Origin of the sequence: Alishewanella sp. d11, assembly GCF_049390205.1 — a bacterium.
Lineage (GTDB): Bacteria > Pseudomonadota > Gammaproteobacteria > Enterobacterales > Alteromonadaceae > Alishewanella.
Map to the genome: position 1 here is coordinate 890,234 of NZ_CP186547.1, position 23,898 is coordinate 914,131.

The window sequence follows — 23,898 nt, forward strand, 5'->3', positions numbered from 1 at the left end:
GCCCTCCGCTGCCAGTTTAACCGCAGTCAGGCTTAAAGTCATAAGGTAAACGCTTAACTTGAGGTAACACCCATGTCTTTTACCGAGTTTCAACTGGATGACGCCCTAAACCGGGCACTGGAAGTGGCGGGTTTTGATCAGCCAACCCAGATCCAACAATTGGCGATCCCCATAGCACTGGAAGGTCGTGACTTGCTGGCCAGTGCGCCAACCGGCACCGGTAAAACACTGGCATTTGTGTTACCGGCTATCCAGTATTTGCTGGATTTCCCCCGCCGCGATCCCGGCTTTGCTCGGGTACTGATCATGACCCCTACTCGCGAGCTGGCCTATCAGGTTTATGACGAGTTCAAACAGTTTAGTCAGTTTACAACCTTAAATGTCGGCCTAATTACTGGCGGTATTAACTATGGTAGCCATAAAGATACGTTAGAGAAAAATAACGATATCTTAGTCGCCACACCTGGGCGCTTAATTGAATATTTGGATGAAGAAAGTTTTCAAGCTGACGAAGTCGAATTGCTCATCTTAGATGAAGCCGATCGCATGTTAGATATGGGCTTTGTTGGTGAGATGAACCGCATTGTGTTAGAGGCGAAACGCCGTCGCCAAACCTTCTTATTTTCAGCCACCTTGGAAGGCGCCTCGCTGGAGCGCTTTGCGGCTAATGTGCTAAAAGAACCTGAGCGGGTAGAAGCCCAGCCCTCGCGCAAAGAAAAAGCCAAAATTATTCAATGGTGCCATCTGGCAGACGATGCTAACCATAAATTGGCACTTTTAGTGCATTTATTACAGCAACCTGAAGTGACCAAAGCCATAGTGTTTGTCAAAACCCGCGAGCGTTTAGCCACGCTAACCGGTCAACTAGAAACCGCTGGCATCCGCAGCTGCTGGCTGCAAGGTGAGATGCCACAAGATAAGCGTTTGCTGGCGTTAGCGCGTTTTACAAATAATCAGGTACGCATTTTAGTCGCGACCGATGTCGCTGCGCGGGGTTTAGATATCGACGATATCAGCCATGTCATTAACTATGATATGCCGCGCACTGCTGATGTCTATGTACACCGTATTGGTCGCACTGGTCGCGCCGGTAAAAAAGGTACGGCTATTTCATTAGTCGAAGCACACGATATGGCCGTGGTTGGCAAAATTGAGCGCTATACCGAGCAACCATTAAAACGCCGAGTGATTGAAGGCTTACGTCCGAAAAATAAAGAAGCTAAAGTGACTAAAAAGGTGAAAAAGCCAGGTAAGTTAGCCGCGAAAAAGCTAGCGAAAAAAGCTAAGAAGTAAGCACTGAGTTACATCGCACTTCACATCGCAAATAGCCGCAATCTGTACTGCGGCTTTTTATTAGCATCATTCTCGCCCTATACTATTTGCTGCATTTTGCCTGCCAATGCATAACGGTGACCCGCTTGCCTTCGTAAAGCTCCTGCTGTAACGGCTGCCAACCGAGTTGCTGATAAAACTCAGGCTTATCTTCCGTAAATAAGTACAGCTTGGTTAAGCCTAGCTGTTGCGCTTGCTGCATTACTTGTAACACCAGCCATTTACCTAAACCTTTGCCTCGCGCCGCAGGTGCCAAATAAATATTGGCCAGCCAGGGCGATAAATCACGGTTGGTTTGCATATCTTGCAATAAAATCGACGCCGTTCCTACCACTTGCTGTTCTAACAGCAGCACCCAACTTATTGGCAACTCAGCGTCATTTAAAGTAGCCGCCAAATCGCTGGCAAAATCAGCCGCGCTTTTCTCCGGAAAGAGCGCCCCCCATTCCTGATAGTGCCACTTGGCAATTGCTGGAATATGTTCTGGGCAGTGTTTTAGCAAGCATAATATCGGCTTAGAATTCATCAGGTTTTATCAAATACAGAAAATTAACAGCAAGCAGTATAGAGTAATACATTGCTCGCGAACTAAAAAGGGGCTGACCGGGGTGAGCGGCGATGACAATGCCGCTACAGTGACAAAGACAACGCCTTATACTTAGCGGGCATTTTGACTAAGACTTTGCTGTTGTAGCAAAGCCGCCGAGGTTTTTAGCCCCGGGAGCATACATAAAGTATGTGACCGGGGTAAAAGCAGAAGGCAATGCCGCTACAGCAGCAAAGACGACGTCAAAATTATTCCCACTCGATAGTGGCTGGCGGCTTACCTGAAATATCGTACACCACTCGTGAAATACCATTGATTTCGTTAATAATCCGATTCGACACCTTACCCAATAACTCATATGGCAAGTGCGCCCAATGGGCCGTCATAAAATCAACAGTTTCTACCGCGCGCAGTGAGACTACCCAATCGTACTTACGGGCATCGCCCATCACACCTACCGATTTTACTGGCAGGAATACCGCAAAGGCTTGGCTAACTTTATTGTACAGATCGGCTTTATGCAGCTCTTCGATAAAGATGGCATCGGCACGGCGCAGAATATCGCAATATTCCTTTTTGATTTCGCCCAGTACCCGCACACCAAGGCCTGGGCCAGGGAACGGATGACGGAACAGCATATCGTACGGCAGGCCTAACTCTAGGCCGACCTTGCGCACTTCGTCTTTAAACAGCTCACGCAGTGGTTCAACTAAACCCAGCTTCATATGTGCCGGTAAACCACCTACGTTATGGTGCGATTTAATCACATGGGCTTTACCGGTAGCTGAGCCTGCAGACTCAATCACATCCGGATAAATGGTGCCCTGTGCTAACCATTTCGCATTTTCCAGTTTTTGCGATTCTTCGTCGAACACTTCGACAAAGACCCGGCCAATAATTTTGCGCTTGGCTTCTGGCTCATTTTCACCGGCTAGCGCATCGAGGAAACGCTGCTCAGCATCAATCTTGATGATATTAAGGCCAAAGTGATCGCCAAACATATCCATCACCTGCTTGCCTTCGTTTAAGCGTAACAGGCCATTATCGACGAACACACAGGTCAAGTTTTTACCAATAGCGCGGTGTAACAGCATGGCTACAACAGAGCTATCCACACCACCGGATAAACCTAAAATAACCTGATCATCACCAATTTGCTGCTTTAAGCGAATAACCGCGTCTTCAATAATCGAAGCCGGTGTCCATAGCTTGTCGCAACCACAGATATCAGCTACAAAATGCTCCAACATCCGCAAACCCTGACGGGTATGCGTTACTTCGGGGTGGAACTGTACACCATAGAATTGGCGCGCTTCATCCACCATACCAGCATGCGGGCAAGTCGGTGTACTGGCACAGGTGACAAAGCCTTCCGGAATTTGTACCACTTTATCGCCATGGCTCATCCAAACATCTAACAAGGCGTTACCATTACTACCAATATGATCTTCAATTTTGGCAAACAGATCGTTTTTGGCTATCACTTCAACCTGGGCATAACCAAACTCGCGCATATCCGAGCCTTGCACCTTACCACCCAGCTGCTCGGCCATGGTTTGCATACCATAGCAAATGCCTAATACCGGCACACCGGCTTCAAATACATACTGCGGCGCACGCGGGGAATTGGCTTCATGCACACTCTCTGGGCCGCCCGATAAAATAATACCGGTTGGGTTAAACTCACGAATTTGCGCTTCGGTGACATCCCAAGCCCAAAGCTCACAGTACACGCCAATTTCGCGCACACGGCGGGCGATAAGCTGGGTGTATTGCGAACCAAAGTCGAGGATTAAAATGCGATGATGATGGATATTTTTGTTCATACTAACCTTTACAAAGTAAGCGGGCTGGCCATAAGCCAGCCCTGAAAGCCGAAAGCGGTTAACCTAACCGATAGTTGGGTGCTTCTTTGGTAATTTGCACATCGTGCACATGCGACTCGCCCATGCCGGCAGCGGTAACTTTAACAAACTGCGGCTTGGTTCTTAAGGTTTCGATATCTGCAGAACCGGTTAAGCCCATGGCTGAGCGTAAACCGCCCATTTGCTGATGGATAATATTTTCAATCGGGCCTTTATAAGCCACACGGCCTTCGATACCTTCAGGTACCAATTTTTCCGCGTTGTTGCTGCCCTGGAAATAACGATCTGATGAACCATTACGCTGTGCCATAGCACCTAACGAGCCCATACCACGGTAAGACTTATAGTAACGGCCCTGATATAACTCTACTTCACCCGGCGCTTCTTCCGTACCGGCAAACATAGAACCGACCATCACACAGTGCGCGCCAGCGACTAAGGCTTTAGCCACATCACCAGAGAAACGGATACCGCCATCGGCAATAATGCACACATCGGTACCTTTAACGCCTTCAACAGCATCAGAGATAGCGGTAATTTGTGGTACACCACAACCGGTAACAATCCGGGTAGTACAAATAGAACCTGGACCAATGCCCACTTTTACCGCATTAGCACCGGCTTCAGCCAACGCCTTGGCGCCTTCAGCCGTTGCTACGTTACCAGCGACAATTTGTAAATCAGGGTACTGGGCACGGGTTTGTTTCACACGGTCAATAACACCTTGTGAGTGGCCATGCGAAGTATCAATCAGCAGAATATCCACGCCAGCTTCCACTAGTGCCGCAATACGCTCATCCGTGCCAGGGCCTACGCCCACCGCAGCACCGACGCGTAAACGACCTAACTCGTCTTTACAAGCATTAGGCTTGCTGGCGGCTTTGTAGTAATCGCGAACGGTGATCAAGCCTTTTAATTTAAAGCTATCGTCCACGACTAAGACTTTTTCAATGCGATGCTTATGCATCAACTTTAAGGCATCTTCACGCGGCGCGTTTTCGTTTACTGTCACCAGCTTTTCGCGTGGTGTCATCACTTCGGTAACCTTCGCTTGCAGGTTAGCTTCAAAGCTCATATCGCGGCCGGTAACAATACCGACCAGATCGCCTTGCTTGTCTAATACCGGAAAGCCAGAGAAGCCATGTTGCTGGGCCAGAGCTTGTACATCACGCACCGTCATTTCGGCCGAAGCAGTAACAGGATCAGAAACCACACCACTTTCATATTTTTTTACTTTACGCACGTTGGCGGCTTGTTCTTCAATGGTCATATTTTTATGAATAAAACCAATACCACCTTCTTGCGCTAAAGCAATAGCCAAGCGCGCTTCCGTTACGGTATCCATAGAAGCGGAGACCATAGGAATGTTAAGCGTGATTGTGTTGGTTAATTTTGTGCGTAAGTCCGCAGTATGGGGTAGCACGGAAGAGTGCGCCGGCACCAATAACACATCGTCAAAGGTAAGGGCTTCTTTAATGATCCTAAGCATTGCAACAATCTCGCTGTGTGGATGAAAAGATAGGGAATGTTGCGGTGCAATTTTAGCGGAAATCTGGCGATAGAACAAACGGTTTTTTCTTTTTGTCAGCACAGGCCAGAATAACGTACACTGCCCTTATCAACTGTTTAAGTATTCAACCTGAGTAGGCTATGCAAAACCCCGATATTTATACTGTATCCCGCTTAAATAGCGAAGTGCGCTTAACACTCGAGTTACAGTTTCAACAACTCTGGCTGGTGGGTGAAGTATCGAACTTTGTCGCTGCCGCCTCGGGCCATTGGTATTTCAGCTTAAAAGATCAGGCCGCGCAGGTAAAAGTTGCCATGTTTAAGCAGGCGAATCGTAATGCGCTAATTCGGCCACAAAATGGCCAGCAAGTTATGATTCGTGCCCGTATTAGCGTCTATGAGCCACGAGGTGAATATCAGCTGCTGGCTGATTTTATCGAGCCCGCCGGTACGGGGTTACTCAAGCAACAATTCGAGCAGTTGAAAGCCAAACTGGCCGCCGAAGGGCTCTTTGCGCAGGAGCGGAAAAAACCACTACCCGCTAATCCAAGACGGGTTGGGGTTATTACCTCGCCAACCGGTGCTGCCGTGCGCGATATTATTACCGTTATGGCGCGGCGCGCCCCTGGCATTGAGCTGATTATTTATCCCTGCCAAGTACAAGGCGACACCGCGGCACAGCAGTTACGCACTATGTTAAGTATCGCCATCCAGCGTAACGAAGTGGATGTACTGATTATTGGTCGTGGTGGTGGCTCAATTGAAGATCTGTGGTGTTTTAATGATGAGCAATTGGCGCGCGCCATTGCCGCCAGTCCTATTCCCACGGTCAGCGCGGTTGGTCATGAAATTGATTTTGCCCTAACCGACTTTGTTGCTGATGTGCGAGCCGCTACGCCTTCGGCCGCAGCAGAGCTGGTCTCCCCCGATCAAAGCCAACATTTTTTAACATTACAACAATTAGCTAGCCGCTTAACGCGCGCGCAGCGCCTGTATTTACAACGCTTAGCACCAAGAGTAACGCAATTACAACAACGCTTGCAGCAATTACATCCTCAGCGGCGCTTAGAGCAACAACAGCAGCGGTTGGATGAGTTACAGCTACGCTTGCAACGCCAGATGCAACAACAACTGCAACAAGCCAAACGCCAGCACAGTTATTTACAGCAACGTTTACAGCAGGCGTCGCCAATACAGCGTTTAACACAGCAACAGCAACAACTGGCGCACCTCGCTAAACGTTTACAACAAGCCCAACTGCAACAGCTTAATACGGCACGGCAGCAGTTTAATCGGCTTACTGCGCAGCTTAACCTTGTCAGCCCGCTGGCAACACTGGCACGAGGTTACAGCATTAGTTTTGATGCCAAGCAACAAGCCTTAACCAGTACCTCGGGGTTAGCTATTGGTGATCTGGTAAGCACGCAACTTGCTGATGGTAAATTTAGTGCAGTGGTCACCTCTCTTTCAGAAAAATAACGCTATTGTGCAGTGAAAAAAATCTAGAATGTCCATTTACGATTTTTACGTAAACACTCAATCTCAACTTATTGATTTTATAATCACTGAACCAGCGGCTAACCGTAGCATTAATGTAACATTGTAACAACTTAACACTCTGTTACATAACATCACTTACCTTAGGTATTCACTTCACTTTAAGATCTCACTCAGTGCCAATATTTTTAGAATAGCCACGATACCTGGTCACATCTGGTCGAACATGTTGGAGGGAACTATGCAAGGGAAAACGAAGTTCAGCTTAGGAGGCATTCTGGTACTGTTACTTTTTATAAGCGGGTGTAGCAGTATCAATAAAGCTGCCGTGAATACAGGAAAGACGCTATGGCAAGCTAAACCTGCTGCAATGAGACAAGCCTATCCCGCTTTTATTCGTCAGCCTTATATGACTATAGAAATGATTACAACTGATATCCAGAATTGGGAGATTCATTTATTAACCAAAGCAAAGCTGGGCGAGGTGGCGCAGCAGGCAGAAGCTGAAATCCGCTTTACTCGCCGAGGCGGTCTCTTTGGCGAGTCAACCACGGAACGTCAGCGTTTTGCTCTAACCCTAAAAGATTATGCATTTATCTTGGATGAGGGCGGTTATTATCGCTATATATACCGCTTTCATCATGATGCCACACCATGGTATCAAGCACATTTGCAGCAGTTCCATGCTAAAAAAGTTCGTTTTATTGACTTTCACTACCTACAACCATTATTTCCAGCCAATACTTTACCGCGCTCACAAGTACTACGTATCGAATACAAAATCGCCCAAGACTACGAGCCAATGGATATTGGCCAATTAATGCGCAATTTATACTTAGGCAAGCGTCAATGGCTGGACTTCTGCCAAGACCCTGAGTACCTCTACGATAAACGCAGAGCATGTGGCAGTGTCGAGATCGCTGATAATTAACGGATATTTCCGACACAACCGTTTTGATAAGGATTTAGCATGAAACAGTCTTATTATCAGCTATGGGCATTGATTCGCTTGGGAAAAGTGCCAGTTCGAACACTTATCTTTGCCACTATTCTCGTCATGCTAACAGTGCTAGCCTCCCTAGGCTTTCCTATTCTTACCCAGCAGTTAATTGATCGGCTGGGTACCGACCAACCTGTGGCATTGCTTGCGGGTTCACTGGTATTAGTATTATTTCTTGCCGCATTATGTAATGTAGCGGCAAGGATCTTGATTGCTAAACTTGGACATGGTGTATCGACAACACTGCGTCTAACTCTAATAGATAAGTTGTTAACGTTGCCTGTTTCATTTTTCGATACGCGTGATACTGGGGATCAAGTCAGTCGTATCTTAAATGATTGTGAGTCGATTTCAGATTTAGCAACAGAGCATATTAGTAATTTAATTAATGGCATCTTATTGCTCCTTGGCTCGGTGATCATCTTACTGTGGCTAGATGTGCAACTAACGCTGACGCTGTTGGCAACGTTGATTATCGCTTTTGTTATTGCTGCGCCAGCCGTGATGAAAATGGAAAGTATCGCAACAGATTACCAACAGCAGACAGCCAATTTAAGCGGAATTTTGACGCAAATCTTTAGTGAAATAAAAATGGTCAAAATTTTTACCGCAGAAAAAGCAGAGCGAAAGCGTTGCAGGACGGTAGTGCAAACCTTACGCGAACAAGCATTAAAGCTGGATAAACTCAGGATTATTTTTGAAGAAATTATTGATATAGCCATAAGCATCGCGTTTTTAACTATTCTAATCTACGGTGGCTATCGGGTGGCCATTGGTGATCTGAGCATTGGTGTACTTACTGCGTTTATTCTTTATATTTTCAATGTTGCTGCACCTATGGCACAAATTAGTGGTTTTTTCTCTGAGCTACAAACCGCAAAAGGCGCTTCAGCCTATATCAGCACTATTCTAAAAGAAGTAGAGGAGCAGCAAGCAACTGAACATGCTGTAGCGGCCTTGCCTGAGCAAGTTGCTGGCTTGGAATGCCGAAATTTAAGCTTTGCCTATCCCGAACAGCCAAGGCGGGTTCTCGAGCATTTTAATTTAACGATCGCACCGGGAGAAACGTTGGCATTGGTGGGTAAAAGTGGCAGTGGCAAGTCTACCTTACTTGCACTTATAGAGCGGTTTTATCAGCCCTCAGCCGGTGGAATTTACTATAACGCTATCCCTATCCAGCATTACCCACTAGAAGCATGGCGTAAAAGTATTGCCTATGTATCCCAAAATTCCCCAGTGATGCCAGGTACTATCCGTGACAATCTTCATTATGGACTTGAACATGGCATTACTGACGCACAACTAACACAAGCATTACGTAACGCTAACGCCCTTGATTTTGTTGAACGTTTACCTATGGGCTTAGAAACGATACTTTCGGAGCAAGGCGGTAATTTATCTGGCGGAGAACGGCAAAGAATTGCGATTGCCAGAATGTTTTTACGTAACCCTGCGATTTTACTACTCGATGAAGCGACTTCCAGCCTAGATAGCCACACCGAGCAGCAAGTAAATATCGCACTAGATAATTTGATACTTGGTCGCACTTGTATTGTCATTGCACATCGCTTTTCCACGATATTACGCGCCGATAAAATTGCGGTGCTAGAAGAGGGTAACATTATCGACTGCGGATCACATGAAACCTTGCTGGCAAGATGCGCTGCTTATGAAGCATTATTAAGAGCACAATTCAGTGAGCAAATACTCGCAAAACTATAGCGGATAGTGCTCAATCAATTACAAATTGCCTGAGACTGCTTTCTGAAAGTGAGCTAGGCGCAAGATTCTCAACACAGGCTAATACTATCAAACTGGCGCTACTCAACGTTGCTATAGGTCTATATACCACCGAGCTGGGCGGCTAATTGCTTAAAAAGAGTTAAGTGCCCTGCTGCTAATTGCTCGGGTTTAACTTGAGCTAAATACTGCTTTGCTAGATCTAGCTGGTGCTGCTGCATTCCTAATTCTGCAAGTCGTAATAGATAAATGCTATGCTGCTTACTGTACTCAGGCGCGGAAGTGTAAGTTAAAGACGCTTCGTACAAGCGCTGTGCCTGTGCAAATTGTCCAAGCAGTTGATAAGTTCTGGCCAGATTCCCCATAGCCACTATGAGTTTACCCGCATGCCCCAACTGTTGCGCAGCAAGTAGGGCTTCTTCTCTAAACTGGGCTGCTCCCTGCAAATCTTGCCGACTATGATGGATTAATGCCAAATTACTGGCTAACTCAAATAAAAAAAGTGGATCGCGACTTTTCAGATAATGCGACTGGGTAAATCGAAGTAACTTTTCCGCTTCATTTAACTCATTGAGCGTGTAATAGAGGTTTGCCAGCTCAACCAAACGTAATGGATTACCAAAGCTATCATAAACCTCTTGTAGCACATGTTGCGCTAGTCCGGCGTAATGCTTAGCTGCTTCAGGTTGCTCAAAATAAAACAGAACCTTGGCGTAATAAAAGTACAATTGCACTTTTAATACCTCAGGCAGATTAGGTTGAGGCAAGATAGATTCGACCTGAGTTTTTAATTCTTCAAACTGATGTTTATCATAAAGATAATCTAGGTAAAAACCTTGGACTCGATACCAATTCGCGCTATGAGCAGGTAAAGCAGCTAATTGCTGCTGTAAATAATGCTCACAACTCGTCTCCTGCATTGTTTCACAGAATTGTTCATGATCGCTCAGGTTTTCCGAAGCCTGTACTTGTAAACATCCAAACACGAGCAGCACGACTAAAAAACGCATGAACACCTTCAACTACTAAAAAAGACCGTTAAAGTATAACGTATTTTAAGTGGCAACGAGACTATTTACACGGCGTAAGGCAACAGGCAAAAGTAATGTAAGCACTCAACTGATGCGAAAATTTCGTTAATTTATCACTAGGCAGCAAACTTTTTGGGAAATACAGACTCCAAGAGGCTATAACATAACGGTTTAACAAGGTGCTTCAACTAAATGCGTACAAACAATATGAAAACAACACTGATAACGCTAACTTGTTTAATGGCGTTAACCGCTTGCGATAGTGCCAATCAGATGATTGACAAAGCGCAGGAAACGGCTAATCAGAAAGTAGAGACCTTACAGACCAAACTGGAAACCATTGATATAAATGGTATTAATCTGGATCTTTTAAAACAATCACCTGAGCTGGCCGCACAGCTTACAGAAAGTATAAATCAAGCCTTACAAGTTGATTTAACCAATCTTACCGAGGTCGAGGCGGTTAAAGCCAAAGTCGCGAATGCCTATGCTTGTTTAGTAGAGGTCTCTTCACAAACTACCGCTGAACAAGTGATGAACACGCTGCTACAGAATATTAGCAATGCAGAAGTAGCAACACTCATTGATACAGTCGTGAATCAAACAAGCACAACTATGGCTTGTGTAAAATAATCAGCAAGTTAACCTTCGCTGCTCGTTGCCACAGGGGTTAACTGCAGCTGATTGAGCCATGGTATAAAAAACTTGCCATAGTGCAGCGTGGCCATAAAGTGAGGTTGTTCGCCATTTTCCAACTGAGGCGGTAGCTGCTCTGCGAACGATTTGGGAACATGAATTCGGGATGTGGCTAAGCGATTTATATAAATCATGCGGTCTTGATTTGAGCTTGGATCGTGACAAGCATGATAACTCGGCTGCACCTCTGCGGGTAAAATCAATAACGTATCCTTATTCTGCGCTGTTGACTTAGCAATGCGCTGTTGTAATAAATCAGCGCTAGCTGCCGCATCAATCACCAATAAACGGGTAAAACCGGCTTGAACCTCACGCAATAATTTATCAGCTCGCGCTTGTTTGTCAGTTAACTGCTGTAAGGTTTCAACTTCGTGCTGTGGACTGGCTGGCGCACGCAACGTCTTTTTACTTGCCATGATGTCTGCGCTAATCATGGCATGGCTTTGCTCAGCCGCCAGCATATGCTGCCTAAAATGAGGCCCAGCAAATTCGACTAACACCCATGCGGATGTCCGTTGACGTCGAATGTCGTCATCACAAGGCGCAAAACCAAAACTGGCATAGTGCATTTGACTAAGACTTAAACTGCGCTGCGGGTGGGAAGATAAAAATTGCCATTCGTCTTGGCTGGCAAGCAGCGGTGTTGACCACTGTAATGTAAGCTGTAGCCCTGAGTTTTCTTTGTTAAAGCCGTAGTGGTAAGGTGGCTTTAATTCGCGCTCACTTAAGGTAAGTTGGTACGTCACACTGCTACGATTAAGCAGCACCTGCGCAAGTATAACAGTGTTAACCAGTATGACTGTCGCAATAGCGAGCCAAAGCAGCTTCTTTGATAATACCCTAGCCATGCTCAACATCCTTTTGTTGCGATGAACGTAAACGGTTAAACACCATTAAGGCCAGAATGGCGGTTAAGCCGAGTAACAAGAAAAACAGGTATTTGGGTAGCCAATCCCACCACCAATCGACAAATTTACTGCATAAAAATAAGACGAAAAAGATATTCGCAGTAAGCATTAGCCCTGCTTGGCGCTGGCGCATTCCATACCAAATGAGTAAAGCACTGCAGCTAAAACCTACAACTTGGTAGCTACCTTCTATCCACACATCCGCCCAAGGCAGATAACTGACCGCGCCCCAATTCGCTAAGATTAATACCGCGATGAAAAATACTACGGCAGCAATTTGCTGATACACCGTGGTAAAGCCGTCGTAACGCTGTTGGTTAATTTTTAAGGGTAACAAAAAGAACAGTAAGCTCACTAACAGATAATATTCGGGATATTCCCAAGCCGTAAGCCAGTAATCGCCAAGCCAATGACTGACCTTAGCGCTAATAAAGATATAGCTGCACAGCATAGCGGCCGCCAGCAATAAACGTACGTGCAGCAAATAGGCTAACAAAAAGCCATAAAGCGCAAAGAGGCCAAAGGCATTCGGTGACTGACTGAGATTAAAAATATTACCTAACATCACAATATTTAAAACCCAGGCCATAAATGAAACCAAAGCGGCCAGTTTGGCATAATAGCCACTGCGATCCCAACGACAAAACCAGACAGCCAAAACTAAAGTCAGCAGCGGCGCTAGCACTAAAATACTGACTTGCAACGGGGTGGTGAATAATCCCCAATATTGATAAAACAAGAAGAACAAACTTGCTGCTAATGCTAAAGCACCCAAGCAGGATACGATTTGCATCCCTAAGGATACATGGCTTGCTTGCTCGGTAAGGTCAATATCTTGTTGCTGATGCAGCTGCTGCAGTAACGCATCGTGGTAGCGGTTTATGCTCGATACTGTCTCTGAGGGTAAGTTGAGTAAGCCCTGCTCGGCAAGCATTCGCTGTTCAGCACGAAAGGCTTGAATTTGCTTTGCTCGAGCTTGAGCTTGGGCTTTATTACTTTGTAGGTGTGTATTCAAAGCAGCTATCTCATCCTTGTCAGCAACAACTTTGTAAAGGGCAGTTCTTGTAACTGCACTAAAGGATAGACGAACTGAGGCATGCTGCCACAGTTCGTCTTTAATACTACTCTAGCACCACATCAATAAAATACTTCACTTCACCGTCCACCGTTTCGCGCACTAAACCGTGTACATCGGTTTCAAAACCTGGGAACTCACCGTTAAAATCACGGGTAAATTTCAGGTAATTGATAATGGTTTTGTTAAAGCGCTCGCCCGGCACCATTAGTGGAATACCTGGTGGGTAAGGTGTAACCAGCATGGCGGTAACACGACCTTCGATGTCATCAATGGATACGCGTTCAATCTCGCGGTGTGCCATCTTCGCCCAAGCATCGGCTGGCGTCATGGCAGTATCAATATGCGATAAGTACATTTCGGTGGTCACTTTGGCCACATCGTACTTGCGATACATATTGTGAATCCGCTGACACAGATCGCGCAGGCCGACTTTTTCATAGCGCTTATTCTTAGCCGCAAACTCTGGCATTACCCGCCACATTGGCAGGTTTTGATCGTAGTCGTCTTTAAATTGCTGTAACTCGGTTACCATTGAGTTCCAACGCCCTTTGGTAATACCAATAGTAAACATAATAAAGAACGAATAGAGGCCGGTTTTTTCAATGATAATACCGTGCTCAGCCAAATATTTACTGACAATGGCCGCTGGGATACCAGTTTCATCAAACTGACCATGCAGGTTCATACCTGGAGTGATAATGGTGGCTTTAATCGGATCGAGCATATTAAAGCCCGATTCAATTTCCCCAAAACCATGCCAACTGTCGCTGGCATGCAGTACCCACTTCTCGCGTTTACCTATGCCCTCTTCTGGCAGTAAATCTGGACCCCAGACTTTAAACCACCAATCATCATCGCCAAATTCGGCGTCGACTTTACGCATCGCTCGGCGAAAATCGATGGCTTCTAATAAGCTTTCTTCTACCAGCGCCGTGCCGCCTGGCGGCTCCATCATCGCCGCTGCCACATCACAGCTGGCGATAATGGCATATTGCGGACTGGTGGAGCTGTGCATTAAATACGACTCGTTAAAACGATGCGTATCTAAACTACGTTTCTCGGCATTTTGTACCAAAATTTGCGATGCCTGCGATAACCCCGCTAACAGCTTATGCGTCGACTGGGTAGCAAACACCAAGGTATCTTCTGAACGCGGCCGGTCTTTACCTATGGCATGCATATTATGATAAAACTCATGAAAGCTGGCATGCGGCAACCAAGCTTCATCAAAATGCAGTGTATCAATAGTAGAGCCGAGCTCTTGCTTAATTTCTTCCACGTTATACAAAATACCGTCATAGGTACTTTGCGTAATAGTTAAAATACGCGGCTTCTTATTTTTCGCATTGCGAGCAAACGGATTAGCCTCAATTTTCTTAGCGATGGCTTCTGGCGAGAACTCGCTTTTTGGAATAGGGCCGATAATGCCAAAATGATTACGGGTTGGCATTAAAAACACCGGAATAGCGCCAGTCATGATAATGGAGTGTAAAATCGATTTATGGCAGTTACGATCTACGACCACGATATCGCCCGGCGCGACCACTGAGTGCCAGACCATCTTATTCGAGGTTGAGGTGCCGTTAGTCACGAAAAATAAGTGATCGGCATTAAAAATGCGTGCCGCATTGGCTTCGCTTTCCGCTACCGGCCCAGTGTGATCCAGCAATTGGCCTAATTCATCCACCGAGTTACAGACATCGGCTCGCAACATATTTTCACCAAAAAATTGGTGAAACATTTGGCCAACTGGGCTTTTTAAGAACGCCACACCACCTGAGTGCCCAGGGCAATGCCAAGAATAAGAGCTGTCTTGCGCATAATCCATTAGCGCATTAAAAAACGGCGGCGCTAAGGCATCTAAATATTTACGGGCTTCACGGATAATATGCCGTGCCACAAACTCAGGCGTATCTTCAAACATATGAATAAAGCCGTGTAGCTCGCGCAATATATCGTTCGGTATATGGCGGCTAGTACGAGTTTCTCCATACAAGAAAATCGGAATATCGGCATTGCGCTTACGCACTTCTTTCACAAAAGCACGCAATTCAAGCAGAGCAATATTTACTTCGGCGTCGGTACCGCCGCCAAATTCTTCATCATCGATGGATAAAATAAAGCATGAAGCACGGCTGGCTTGCTGGGCAAAGGCGGTTAAATCGACATAGCTGGTATAACCAATCACCTCAAAGCCATGGCTACCGATAGCTTCAGCCAGATCACGGATACCTGAGCCTGAAATGTTCTCTGAACGAAAGTCTTCGTCAATAACAATAACCGGAAAACGGAAATTCATCTGTTAATCCTTACTCTTAGTCTTTTGCGCTAAATTTTGCCGTGCTTTTAACAAGCGTTCACGCTTATATTTTTGCAGTGCCGTTTCCGTATTCTTTTTGGTTGGAGTGAAGGGGTTTTCTCCTTCACGGAATTCAATACGAATCGGCGTACCCATCATTTGTAATGCTTTACGATAGTAGTTCATCAGGTAGCGTTTGTAGGAATCAGGTAAATCTTTTACCTGATTACCATGTATCACCACGATCGGTGGATTATAACCACCGGCATGCGCATATTTCAGTTTAACGCGACGCCCCGCAACCATTGGCGGTTGGTGATCTTCCTGCGCCATTTTCATAATACGCGTTAATAATGAAGTGCTTACTCGCTTAGTCGCAGAATCAAAGGCTTCTTCTACTGATTCAAATAAATTACCCACACCAGAGCCGTGTAAGGCCGAGATAAAGTGCAAGCGGGCAAAGTCGATAAAACCTAAACGGCGATCCAGCTCGCGTTTAATCTCATCTTTTACACTATCATTCAGGCCATCCCATTTATTAACAGCCAGTACCAGTGAGCGTCCTGCATTCAGAACAAAGCCTAAAATACTTAAATCTTGATCTGAAATACCTTGGCGCGCATCGACTACCAAAATAACGACGTTGGCATCTTCAATGGCTTGCAAGGTTTTAACCACCGAGAACTTTTCTACCATATCGTCGATTTTGCCACGACGACGCACCCCAGCGGTATCAATCAGCGTATAGTCACGCTCATTGCGTTTCATGGGGATATACACCGAATCGCGGGTGGTGCCTGGCATATCGAAGACCACGACCCGCTCTTCACCTAAAATACGGTTAGTTAGCGTTGACTTACCGACATTAGGCCGGCCAACAATAGCCAATTTAATATGCTCTGAGCGCAAACGCGCCGCTTCAGCATCGGCCTCTTCTTCGCTAACCGACGTCAGATCAAGCTCAGGTAGGGCTTCGCCATCCGCTAATGCCGCATCTTGTTTGGCTTGTAAAAAGGGTAACAGTGCGTGCTGTAATAACGAGGAGACACCGCGACCATGCGCAGCAGCAATCGGATAGACTTCGCCAATACCCAAGCTATAAAAATCGGCCACGGCAGTATCCGCATCTAAGCCATCGGTTTTATTCGCTACCAGAAAAACGGGCTTGCGTACACGGCGAATGTGCTCAGCGATGGCTTGATCGCCAACAGTAGAGCCGGCACGGGCATCTACCATAAATAACACGACATCGGCTTCGTCGATGGCCTTTAACGATTGCTCGGCCATTTCCACTTCGATACCTTGTTCATTGCCGTCAATACCACCAGTATCGACCACAATAAACTCCATTCCTTCAAAGTTTACTGAGCCATATTTGCGATCGCGAGTTAACCCCGGAAAATCGGCGACTAAGGCGTCCCGAGTACGGGTTAAACGATTAAATAACGTTGATTTGCCAACATTGGCACGCCCTACCAGGGCAACTACAGGTAACATTTTTGTCAGCCTCTAAAATAAGAAAACAGGCCTTCTCTTTAAAGGCCTGTTCTCTGCTTAATAGTGTAAAACGCAGTTTAAGGCGTTTGTAATAAGGTTAGCTCACCATCACGGGTTGTGATCACTAACACATCATTATTTGCAACAGCTTCACGGAAAAATCCTGAACCATCGAAGCTTTGCCGAGCCACAAATTCACCAGAGCTACGATCCAACCAGTGTAAATTGCCCTTATTATCACCAATAACTAAGTAGTCTTTGTATACCGTAGGCCCAGTTAAAAAGTGCCGATGTAAGCCGGTTTGACTCCACAATTCAGAGCCATTACGACGGTCTACCGCATAGATACGACCTACAGAATCAACTAAATATAAAACATTACCAGACACCGCCATACTACGGAAACTGGCATAGTCGCTTTTCCATAACTGCTGACCACTGCGTAAATCTAGAGCAAATAACTCACCGTTATAAGCAATAGCATAAATAGTTCCAGCAATCACAATTGGCTTAGCATCTACATCGACTAAACGCGACAAGTCGGTACTGCCTTTAGGTGTAGCAATAGCTTCTTCCCAAGCTTGAAAGCCCCGGTCAACCACCAACACTCCTACACGACCGTTAGCGCCACCATAAATCACACCACCACTATCAATGACCGGCTCACTTACGCCACGAATAGTCAGGGGAGGCTGCTCGGTTTCAAAAACCCAACGTTCTTCTCCATTATCTGGATTCAGGGCAATCAAATTACCCGAGCCTAACTGAACTACCACAAAGCCACTGCCGACAGCTGGGCTGGATAACACTTCGCCAGGGACTTGGCTACGCCACACTAATTCACCCGTTTCAGCATTGAGGGCAACTACGTCGCCATTCTCAGTGCCAAAATAGATATTGCCAAAACCTTGGCTAATACCACCTGCAATACGGGCATTCTTGGTAGACCAATTTTGGCTTAAGCGTTCCCAAGTTGAAAGGGTATTATCTGTTCGTAAATCAAAGGTCCAAAGGCGCTTGCCAGTCTGGATCTCCGCTGCTAGTACAATACCTTCACGACTTGCCATATAGACTTTATCGTTGAATAACAACGGCTTTAAACCAGATTCATAATGTTGAATACCGTTACCAACCTGAATATCCCATACTTTCTTCGGGCTAATCCGATTTTCCACCTCAGGCAGTTCTAACTTTTCTTTGTTGGAGCATGCCACCAAGGTCAAGGCGATTAAAGCCAAGGCTGCATTTTTAATGGATAATTTCATGCCAGCCCCTTAATTCGCAGCAGAGATGTGCGCCAGCTCATCCAATTTAATTTGCAATAATTGAGTATTGCTGCCAGCTTGCGCTAAAGCCTGCTGATAAGCGGCCTTCGCTGCCGGTAAATCACCACTCGCTTGCAAAATATCACCTTTCAGTTCGGCTTGTTGTGTAGCAAAACTCTCAGGCATTGATTGATTAATGGTTGCTAGCGCTGCCGCAAGCTCTCCCAGCTCACGCTGCACTCTGGCCAAGCGAATCTGGGCAATGGCTTTAATATTGACATCCTTACTGTTCTGCTGCGCCCAATTGAGGTGATTGCTGGCAGACGCTAAATCGCCAGCATTAACGGCTTCTTTTGCTGATAATAATGCGGCAAATATGGCGTAATTGCTGCTACCTTGCTCACCAATAAAACGTTGCGCTTGGGCTAACCATTCAGCATCATTACCTTGCTGTTCAATTAATTGTACATAACTATTCGACAAAGCCTCCGCACTGGCCCGCTGCTCTGCCTGATAATAACGCCAACCATACAGCGAAGCTAAACCAATAACTACACCGCCTAAAATCGCTTTACCATATTGATTCCAAAATCGTTTAATGGCTTCAACCTGTTGCTCTTCACTTGTGTAAATTTCCACCTAACTACTCCGTTATTCTTTTAGGCCAGATGTTGAGCCAATTCACTCAACTTAAGGGTTTGTTGTGGCTTGTCCTGACGCAACCATTTTAGGGTAACTTCGCCGTTAGCCAGTTCTTCTTCACCTAAAATCAGTGCCAGCTCTGCGCCTGATTTATCCGCTTTTTTAAATTGTTTTTTAAGATTACCACCACCACAGTGCAAGATAACACGTTTAGTGGGTAAGTCACTACGCAGCCTTTCGGCAACACTTATCGCTGCAAGTTCCGCAGACTCGCCTACAGCCATCAGATAAATATCTGCTGTTGCCGGCAACACTGGCGTTAAGTTTAACGTTTGCAGTAACAGAATCAGACGCTCTAAACCCAGAGCAAAGCCGACCGCAGGGGTGGCTTTACCCCCTAACTGCTCGACTAAACCATCGTAACGACCACCCGCGCAAACTGTGCCCTGCGAACCCAGCTCAGTCGTCACCCATTCAAATACGGTACGGTTATAGTAGTCTAGGCCACGCACCAAGCGTGGATTAAGCGTGAACTCAATACCAGCAGCTGTTAAACGCTGCTGTAATTGAGCAAAATGCAAAGCCGATTCGGCATCTAAATGTTCCGCTAACTTAGGTGCCGCGGCCAGCATCTCTGCCATAGCAGGATTCTTGCTATCCAACACCCGTAGTGGATTACTGTATAAACGTCTTAAGCTATCTTCATCTAGCAAGGCTTTATGCTGCTCAAGATACGCAATTAACGTATCACGATAAGCCGCGCGGGCTTCATTTGAACCTAAAGAATTCAGTTCTAACTTAACATAGGGCGTTAACCCCAGCTTTTGCCAGAGACGTGCGCTAAGAATAATCACTTCAGCATCAATATCTGCCGTAGCAATGCCAAAGGCTTCGAGACCAAATTGATGAAATTGACGATAGCGGCCTTTTTGCGGGCGCTCGTGCCGAAACATCGGCCCCGTGTACCATAAACGCTGTTCTTGATTGTACAGTAAACCGTGCTCGTTACCGGCTCTGACACAGCAAGCAGTTCCTTCTGGACGAAGGGTTAAGCTGTCACCGTTCCGGTCGGTAAAGGTGTACATTTCTTTTTCAACAATATCGGTGACTTCACCAATAGACCGTTTAAAAAGCTCGGTCATTTCGACGATGGGAAAACGAATTTCACTGTAGCCATAGCTTGCTACCGTATCACGCAGCACCTGCTCTACATATTGCCACAGGGCTGAATCCTGAGGCAGACAATCGTTCATACCACGAATTGCCTGAATTTGTTTAGACAAAATAATTCTTCCGTTTGGGTTTAACTTTTAACGCAGGGTATTACTTAAACAACCATGCAAAATGCCACTGATTATATACGTAACGGCCACAAGATACTTCAATTTTCCTACTTTATAGCTGTTTTACTGCAATACGCTGTTGTAAATAGAGTCGAACTTGTTGCTCTAACTGCTCGGCAATTTGTCCATTATCAAGGCGCAGCCGCTGCCGCTCACCGTTAATATAAAAACCACTTTTCCGGTTAGCGCCTGCCACACCTAAATCCGAAATTAGAGCCTCTCCGGGACCATTTACCACACAGCCAATCACGGAAACAGTTAAAGGATCGACAATATCTTCTAACCGTTGTTCCAATTCATTCATGGTTTTAATCACATCAAACTCTTGCCGCGAACAACTTGGACAAGCAATAAAATTGATACCGCGAGCACGAATACGCAGGGATTTAAGGATATCAAAGGCAACCTTAACTTCTTCTACCGGATCGGCAGCCAGTGAGATTCTAATGGTGTCGCCAATTCCCTCAGCTAACAACATCCCCAAACCAATAGCAGATTTTACCGCGCCAGATCTAGCACCTCCGGCTTCGGTAATACCCAAATGTAACGGCTGATTAATTTGCTTTGCTAACAACCGGTATGCTCCGACTGCTAAAAACACATCTGACGCTTTGACACTGACTTTAAACTGATCGAAATTCAGTCGATCCAAAATATCAACATGCCGCATGGCTGATTCAACTAAGGCTTCTGGCGTCGGCTCGCCATACTTCTCTTGGATGTCTGCTTCCAAAGAACCGCCGTTTACCCCAATACGGATTGGGATATTGTAATCTTTTGCCGCATCGACTACCGCGCGTATACGATCTTCGCGACCAATATTACCTGGATTAATCCTTAAGCAATCTACGCCATATTCCGCTACTTTTAAGGCAATGCGATAATCAAAATGAATATCAGCCACTAAGGGCACGGGTGATTGTTGCTTGATTAATTTAAACGCCTCTGCTGCATCCATAGTCGGTACCGATACCCTAACAATATCAGCGCCAGCTGCAGCAATAGCGTTAATTTGTGCAACGGTTGCCGCAACATCGGTGGTAAGGGTATTGGTCATAGATTGCACGGCAATAGGTGCATCCCCCCCAACTAACACATTCCCGACCTTAATTTGAGTACACTTGCGGCGTTTAATGGGATTTTCTGCAAACATTATTCGTCTTGTCCTGCCAAAGTAAATTTTGCGACACGGCCACCTGGAAAACGTGACATATCAAATAGCTGTCCATTGATTTCAATGCTCACCACACCAGGATTACCTAAGGTAATAGTAAAAGGACCTTGCGCATTAAGCTCCATTACATAGCCTCCTTGTTTGGTACCAAAAGCAATACGTTCACCCTTACTATCCAAGACGTCAATCCAACAGTTGTCACTAAAGGTCATTTTCAGGCGATCTAAGTCAGCGTCATTCTGTTCTAACACACTGCTTTGCAACGGGGGTTCTAGCGAAGCAACAGGAAGTGCTGGTTCAATCATTGCAGCTGCCGCATCGACGGGTTGGGTAATGTCAGTCTCAACAGGCACCTCTGCAACAGGTGTAATGTCAGTAGCCGTTTCATTAACAGGTGCATTTTCGACATTATTTGCAGATTCAGTTTGCAATATGTTGTCTTGTAACGGCAGATTGGTCTCTTCAACAATGAGCGTATCTGATTGAAGTTGATTATCTGCAAAACCGGTAAAATCACGGGCACCTTGCCACAACCAAATAGCAAAGGAAGCCAGTAAAATAGCCGCAATAACATAGGTCAGCCACATAAAACGCGCTTCTGTTTGCTGCTTGGCTTGCCGGTTAGAAAAGGTTTTCATAACCTTTACAGGGCTACTTTGTACCTTATGCGCCTGCTCAAACCGAGTTAAAAGCTGTTGCTCTGGTAATTTTAGAAAGCGCGCATAGGATCTGACATAACCACGCATAAAAGTCGGCAAAATGCTTTTATCGGGTTGGTCAGCCTCGAGACTTTGCAGCACTTCTACTTTTAAATTTAGTTGTTTAGCAACGAACTGCAGAGTAAAGCTGCGCCGTGCACGCTCTTGCTGCAGTATCTGGCCAACGCTTAACTCAGCCAACTCAGTCGGGGGAGCTTGTTCATTATTACTCATGATTAATTGATGCCGGATCTACGATATAAAGTCTTTGACCAATTTCCAGCACACTGTTTTCAGTCAGCTGATTCCAAGCCATAAACCGATCTAAACGAATATTATAACGATACGAAATGGCAAACATCGTATCACCTTCAGCTACCTGATGATAAAACTCATCCACAGGCTGCACATTGGCTAACCGCACTGCAGGTGCCTGATGCTCTGGTGGTGCATTATTCGGCCCTAACCAAACGCGCTGCCCTATCCTTAAACGTGATTCAGGTGTTAATTTATTCCACTCTTGTAATCGAGTCAGTAAGATATTATGAGCCAATGAAATATGGTGTAATGACTCCCCTTCAACAACTACATGATAGGGAACTTCTCCGTCAGCCACTTCTGTAGAATCTTTAGCTGTAACAGGAGATAAGGGTGCAGAAGTATGGTTAGTTGCTAAGGTAACATTTGGTTCATTCGTTACTTCAGTTAATACTTCCGCAACGGGTATATCTGCGACTTCTGAAATTACTTTCGCAACGGGTGCAGCGGTGAGTTCAGAAACCGCTTCCACGACGGGCGCATTAGTAGCAGGCAAAGCGGCAACTTCACTTTCAGGAAACTTACGTCTAACTCGCAACTGCGGATTGTTAACTGGCTCAGTCACAGTGCGGGCGGCAGGCGCAACAGCTACTTCGCCGGAGCTGGCAAAGGTTGGACGTAGATTAGCAAGCAGATGCAACTTATAACGCTCTCTTAACTGTTCGAACTCGCTTTCCTGTAGGCGCTGCTGCAATAATAAACGCGCTTCATCACTATCAATATAAAGCGACAGCAACAACTGCTCGGCATGGCGCATGGTGGGGACATCCCCCTGTTTTTCGGCCACCAAAAAACTTAATAAGGTACTGCGCGCAGAGACACGACCTAAGCGTTGAAGCCGAGACAGATCGGTTTTAGCTTCGACTAGATTTCCCATCGCATAGTTAACGGAAGCACTATTGATCAGTGAGCTCACCCGAGTGCCATTATGACTGATGGAAGAGCTCAAATAAGAGCGTGCCGCGTCAAAACTATCTTGCTCTAACATACACAAAGCAAGATTTTCATAACTTTCAGCAACCCGAATATAACCTGGCTTAGCGATCGCAGAGAGTAACAAACGCTCAGCATCCTCAAACCGCTCTATTTGACAAAGAAAAGCGCCATAATTGTTGTAAGCATCGGCATTATTAGCATCTTTAGCTATGGCTTCTTTGTAGGCGTTTTCCGCCTGCGCATGCTCACCCACTGTCTGGTAATAAAACGCTAAAGCGTTATACACCTCAGGTAAATTAGGCGCCATACTTCTGGCGCGTTCAAGATTAAATAACGCCTGCGTTGTATCACCACGCGTTAGGTAATTTAAGCCAAGCGAAATGCGTGTTCTCGCGGCTTCTGTATTATCTACATTTCGCTGCGTAACTTGACGGTCATTCGCCACATAAGTACTCTCTGACACACAGCCAGAGAGGATAAGTGTCGCTGTCAGTGCGGTGAAAACAGGAAATCTCTGCATTAC

19 protein-coding genes are annotated in these 23,898 nt (G+C 45.9%); 5 read left to right on the plus strand and 14 right to left on the minus strand.

The annotated features are described in order from the left end of the window. Positions 1 to 72: 72 nt before the first annotated feature. The gene (srmB, locus tag ACO1PK_RS04115; RefSeq protein ID WP_423187405.1) at positions 73 to 1,293 is read left to right on the plus strand and encodes an ATP-dependent RNA helicase SrmB; all 1,221 of its coding nucleotides are present in this window, start codon (positions 73 to 75) and stop codon (positions 1,291 to 1,293) included. A gap of 82 nt (positions 1,294 to 1,375) precedes the next feature. Here srmB and ACO1PK_RS04120 read toward each other — a convergent pair whose 3' ends face one another. The 3 genes from ACO1PK_RS04120 to guaB all read right to left on the minus strand — a co-directional run bounded on the left by ACO1PK_RS04120 (position 1,376) and on the right by guaB (position 5,233). After that, entirely contained in the window at positions 1,376 to 1,858 is a 483-nt protein-coding gene (locus ACO1PK_RS04120) for a GNAT family N-acetyltransferase (protein WP_423187406.1), read from the minus strand. 269 nt (positions 1,859 to 2,127) lie between these two features. Then, complete coding sequence (gene guaA / locus ACO1PK_RS04125; RefSeq protein ID WP_423187407.1) at positions 2,128 to 3,705, minus strand: glutamine-hydrolyzing GMP synthase; 1,578 nt, start codon at positions 3,703 to 3,705, stop codon at positions 2,128 to 2,130. A gap of 58 nt (positions 3,706 to 3,763) precedes the next feature. Beyond that, on the minus strand, positions 3,764 to 5,233 hold the full coding sequence (gene guaB, locus ACO1PK_RS04130) for an IMP dehydrogenase (RefSeq protein ID WP_189480316.1): 1,470 nt from the start codon (positions 5,231 to 5,233) through the stop codon (positions 3,764 to 3,766). Positions 5,234 to 5,394: 161 nt separating this feature from the next. On the opposite strand from guaB, the gene xseA reads away from it, so the two are divergent. The 3 genes from xseA to ACO1PK_RS04145 all read left to right on the plus strand — a co-directional run bounded on the left by xseA (position 5,395) and on the right by ACO1PK_RS04145 (position 9,472). Then, on the plus strand, positions 5,395 to 6,732 hold the full coding sequence (gene xseA / locus ACO1PK_RS04135; protein ID WP_423187408.1) for an exodeoxyribonuclease VII large subunit: 1,338 nt from the start codon (positions 5,395 to 5,397) through the stop codon (positions 6,730 to 6,732). Positions 6,733 to 6,991: 259 nt separating this feature from the next. Further along, positions 6,992 to 7,681, plus strand: coding sequence for a hypothetical protein (locus tag ACO1PK_RS04140; RefSeq protein WP_423187409.1), 690 nt, complete (start codon positions 6,992 to 6,994; stop codon positions 7,679 to 7,681). A gap of 39 nt (positions 7,682 to 7,720) precedes the next feature. Continuing rightward, positions 7,721 to 9,472: an ABC transporter ATP-binding protein gene (locus tag ACO1PK_RS04145; RefSeq protein WP_423187410.1), complete on the plus strand. Its 1,752-nt coding sequence runs from the start codon at positions 7,721 to 7,723 to the stop codon at positions 9,470 to 9,472. A gap of 119 nt (positions 9,473 to 9,591) precedes the next feature. On the opposite strand, the gene ACO1PK_RS04150 is transcribed toward ACO1PK_RS04145, so the two are convergent. Further along, positions 9,592 to 10,500, minus strand: a complete 909-nt coding sequence (locus tag ACO1PK_RS04150) for a tetratricopeptide repeat protein (RefSeq protein ID WP_423187411.1) — start codon at positions 10,498 to 10,500, stop codon at positions 9,592 to 9,594. Between the two features lie 213 nt (positions 10,501 to 10,713). Here ACO1PK_RS04150 and ACO1PK_RS04155 point away from each other — a divergent pair, with 213 nt between their 5' ends. Continuing rightward, entirely contained in the window at positions 10,714 to 11,154 is a 441-nt protein-coding gene (locus ACO1PK_RS04155; RefSeq protein ID WP_423187412.1) for a hypothetical protein, read from the plus strand. 8 nt (positions 11,155 to 11,162) lie between these two features. Here ACO1PK_RS04155 and ACO1PK_RS04160 read toward each other — a convergent pair whose 3' ends face one another. From ACO1PK_RS04160 to pilW, 10 genes are all read right to left on the minus strand, one after another. Continuing rightward, a complete protein-coding gene (locus tag ACO1PK_RS04160) occupies positions 11,163 to 12,065 on the minus strand; it encodes a DUF4824 family protein (protein ID WP_423187413.1) in 903 nt (300 codons plus the stop codon). Then, positions 12,058 to 13,140: a DUF2157 domain-containing protein gene (locus tag ACO1PK_RS04165; RefSeq protein WP_423187414.1), complete on the minus strand. Its 1,083-nt coding sequence runs from the start codon at positions 13,138 to 13,140 to the stop codon at positions 12,058 to 12,060. The genes ACO1PK_RS04160 and ACO1PK_RS04165 overlap by 8 nt, the downstream gene beginning before the upstream one ends. 106 nt (positions 13,141 to 13,246) lie before the next feature. Next, on the minus strand, positions 13,247 to 15,502 hold the full coding sequence (locus ACO1PK_RS04170; RefSeq protein WP_423187415.1) for an Orn/Lys/Arg decarboxylase N-terminal domain-containing protein: 2,256 nt from the start codon (positions 15,500 to 15,502) through the stop codon (positions 13,247 to 13,249). A gap of 3 nt (positions 15,503 to 15,505) precedes the next feature. Continuing rightward, positions 15,506 to 16,999, minus strand: a complete 1,494-nt coding sequence (gene der, locus ACO1PK_RS04175) for a ribosome biogenesis GTPase Der (RefSeq protein WP_423187416.1) — start codon at positions 16,997 to 16,999, stop codon at positions 15,506 to 15,508. A gap of 77 nt (positions 17,000 to 17,076) precedes the next feature. Next, positions 17,077 to 18,264 (minus strand): outer membrane protein assembly factor BamB, encoded by a 1,188-nt coding sequence (gene bamB / locus ACO1PK_RS04180; protein WP_423187417.1) that lies wholly within the window; start codon positions 18,262 to 18,264, stop codon positions 17,077 to 17,079. Positions 18,265 to 18,273: 9 nt separating this feature from the next. Further along, positions 18,274 to 18,903, minus strand: coding sequence for a YfgM family protein (locus ACO1PK_RS04185; protein ID WP_423187418.1), 630 nt, complete (start codon positions 18,901 to 18,903; stop codon positions 18,274 to 18,276). Between the two features lie 20 nt (positions 18,904 to 18,923). Continuing rightward, positions 18,924 to 20,189 (minus strand): histidine--tRNA ligase, encoded by a 1,266-nt coding sequence (gene hisS, locus ACO1PK_RS04190; RefSeq protein ID WP_423187419.1) that lies wholly within the window; start codon positions 20,187 to 20,189, stop codon positions 18,924 to 18,926. 112 nt (positions 20,190 to 20,301) lie between these two features. Then, complete coding sequence (ispG, locus tag ACO1PK_RS04195; protein ID WP_423187420.1) at positions 20,302 to 21,402, minus strand: flavodoxin-dependent (E)-4-hydroxy-3-methylbut-2-enyl-diphosphate synthase; 1,101 nt, start codon at positions 21,400 to 21,402, stop codon at positions 20,302 to 20,304. Further along, positions 21,402 to 22,355: a RodZ domain-containing protein gene (locus tag ACO1PK_RS04200; RefSeq protein WP_423187421.1), complete on the minus strand. Its 954-nt coding sequence runs from the start codon at positions 22,353 to 22,355 to the stop codon at positions 21,402 to 21,404. The genes ispG and ACO1PK_RS04200 overlap by 1 nt, the downstream gene beginning before the upstream one ends. After that, a complete protein-coding gene (gene pilW, locus ACO1PK_RS04205; RefSeq protein ID WP_423187422.1) occupies positions 22,348 to 23,895 on the minus strand; it encodes a type IV pilus biogenesis/stability protein PilW in 1,548 nt (515 codons plus the stop codon). The genes ACO1PK_RS04200 and pilW overlap by 8 nt, the downstream gene beginning before the upstream one ends. Positions 23,896 to 23,898: the final 3 nt, after the last annotated feature.

Coding starts and splice junctions, on each gene's coding strand:
- ispG (WP_423187420.1), bottom strand. CDS start 21,402: ATGTTTGCAGAAAATCCCATTAAACGCCGCAAGTGTACTCAAATTAAG.
- ACO1PK_RS04155 (WP_423187412.1), top strand. CDS start 10,714: ATGCGTACAAACAATATGAAAACAACACTGATAACGCTAACTTGTTTA.
- ACO1PK_RS04150 (WP_423187411.1), bottom strand. CDS start 10,500: ATGCGTTTTTTAGTCGTGCTGCTCGTGTTTGGATGTTTACAAGTACAG.
- ACO1PK_RS04140 (WP_423187409.1), top strand. CDS start 6,992: ATGCAAGGGAAAACGAAGTTCAGCTTAGGAGGCATTCTGGTACTGTTA.
- ACO1PK_RS04160 (WP_423187413.1), bottom strand. CDS start 12,065: ATGGCTAGGGTATTATCAAAGAAGCTGCTTTGGCTCGCTATTGCGACA.
- der (WP_423187416.1), bottom strand. CDS start 16,999: ATGTTACCTGTAGTTGCCCTGGTAGGGCGTGCCAATGTTGGCAAATCA.
- guaB (WP_189480316.1), bottom strand. CDS start 5,233: ATGCTTAGGATCATTAAAGAAGCCCTTACCTTTGACGATGTGTTATTG.
- guaA (WP_423187407.1), bottom strand. CDS start 3,705: ATGAACAAAAATATCCATCATCATCGCATTTTAATCCTCGACTTTGGT.
- ACO1PK_RS04120 (WP_423187406.1), bottom strand. CDS start 1,858: ATGAATTCTAAGCCGATATTATGCTTGCTAAAACACTGCCCAGAACAT.
- srmB (WP_423187405.1), top strand. CDS start 73: ATGTCTTTTACCGAGTTTCAACTGGATGACGCCCTAAACCGGGCACTG.
- ACO1PK_RS04170 (WP_423187415.1), bottom strand. CDS start 15,502: ATGAATTTCCGTTTTCCGGTTATTGTTATTGACGAAGACTTTCGTTCA.
- ACO1PK_RS04200 (WP_423187421.1), bottom strand. CDS start 22,355: ATGAGTAATAATGAACAAGCTCCCCCGACTGAGTTGGCTGAGTTAAGC.
- ACO1PK_RS04145 (WP_423187410.1), top strand. CDS start 7,721: ATGAAACAGTCTTATTATCAGCTATGGGCATTGATTCGCTTGGGAAAA.
- pilW (WP_423187422.1), bottom strand. CDS start 23,895: ATGCAGAGATTTCCTGTTTTCACCGCACTGACAGCGACACTTATCCTC.
- bamB (WP_423187417.1), bottom strand. CDS start 18,264: ATGAAATTATCCATTAAAAATGCAGCCTTGGCTTTAATCGCCTTGACC.
- xseA (WP_423187408.1), top strand. CDS start 5,395: ATGCAAAACCCCGATATTTATACTGTATCCCGCTTAAATAGCGAAGTG.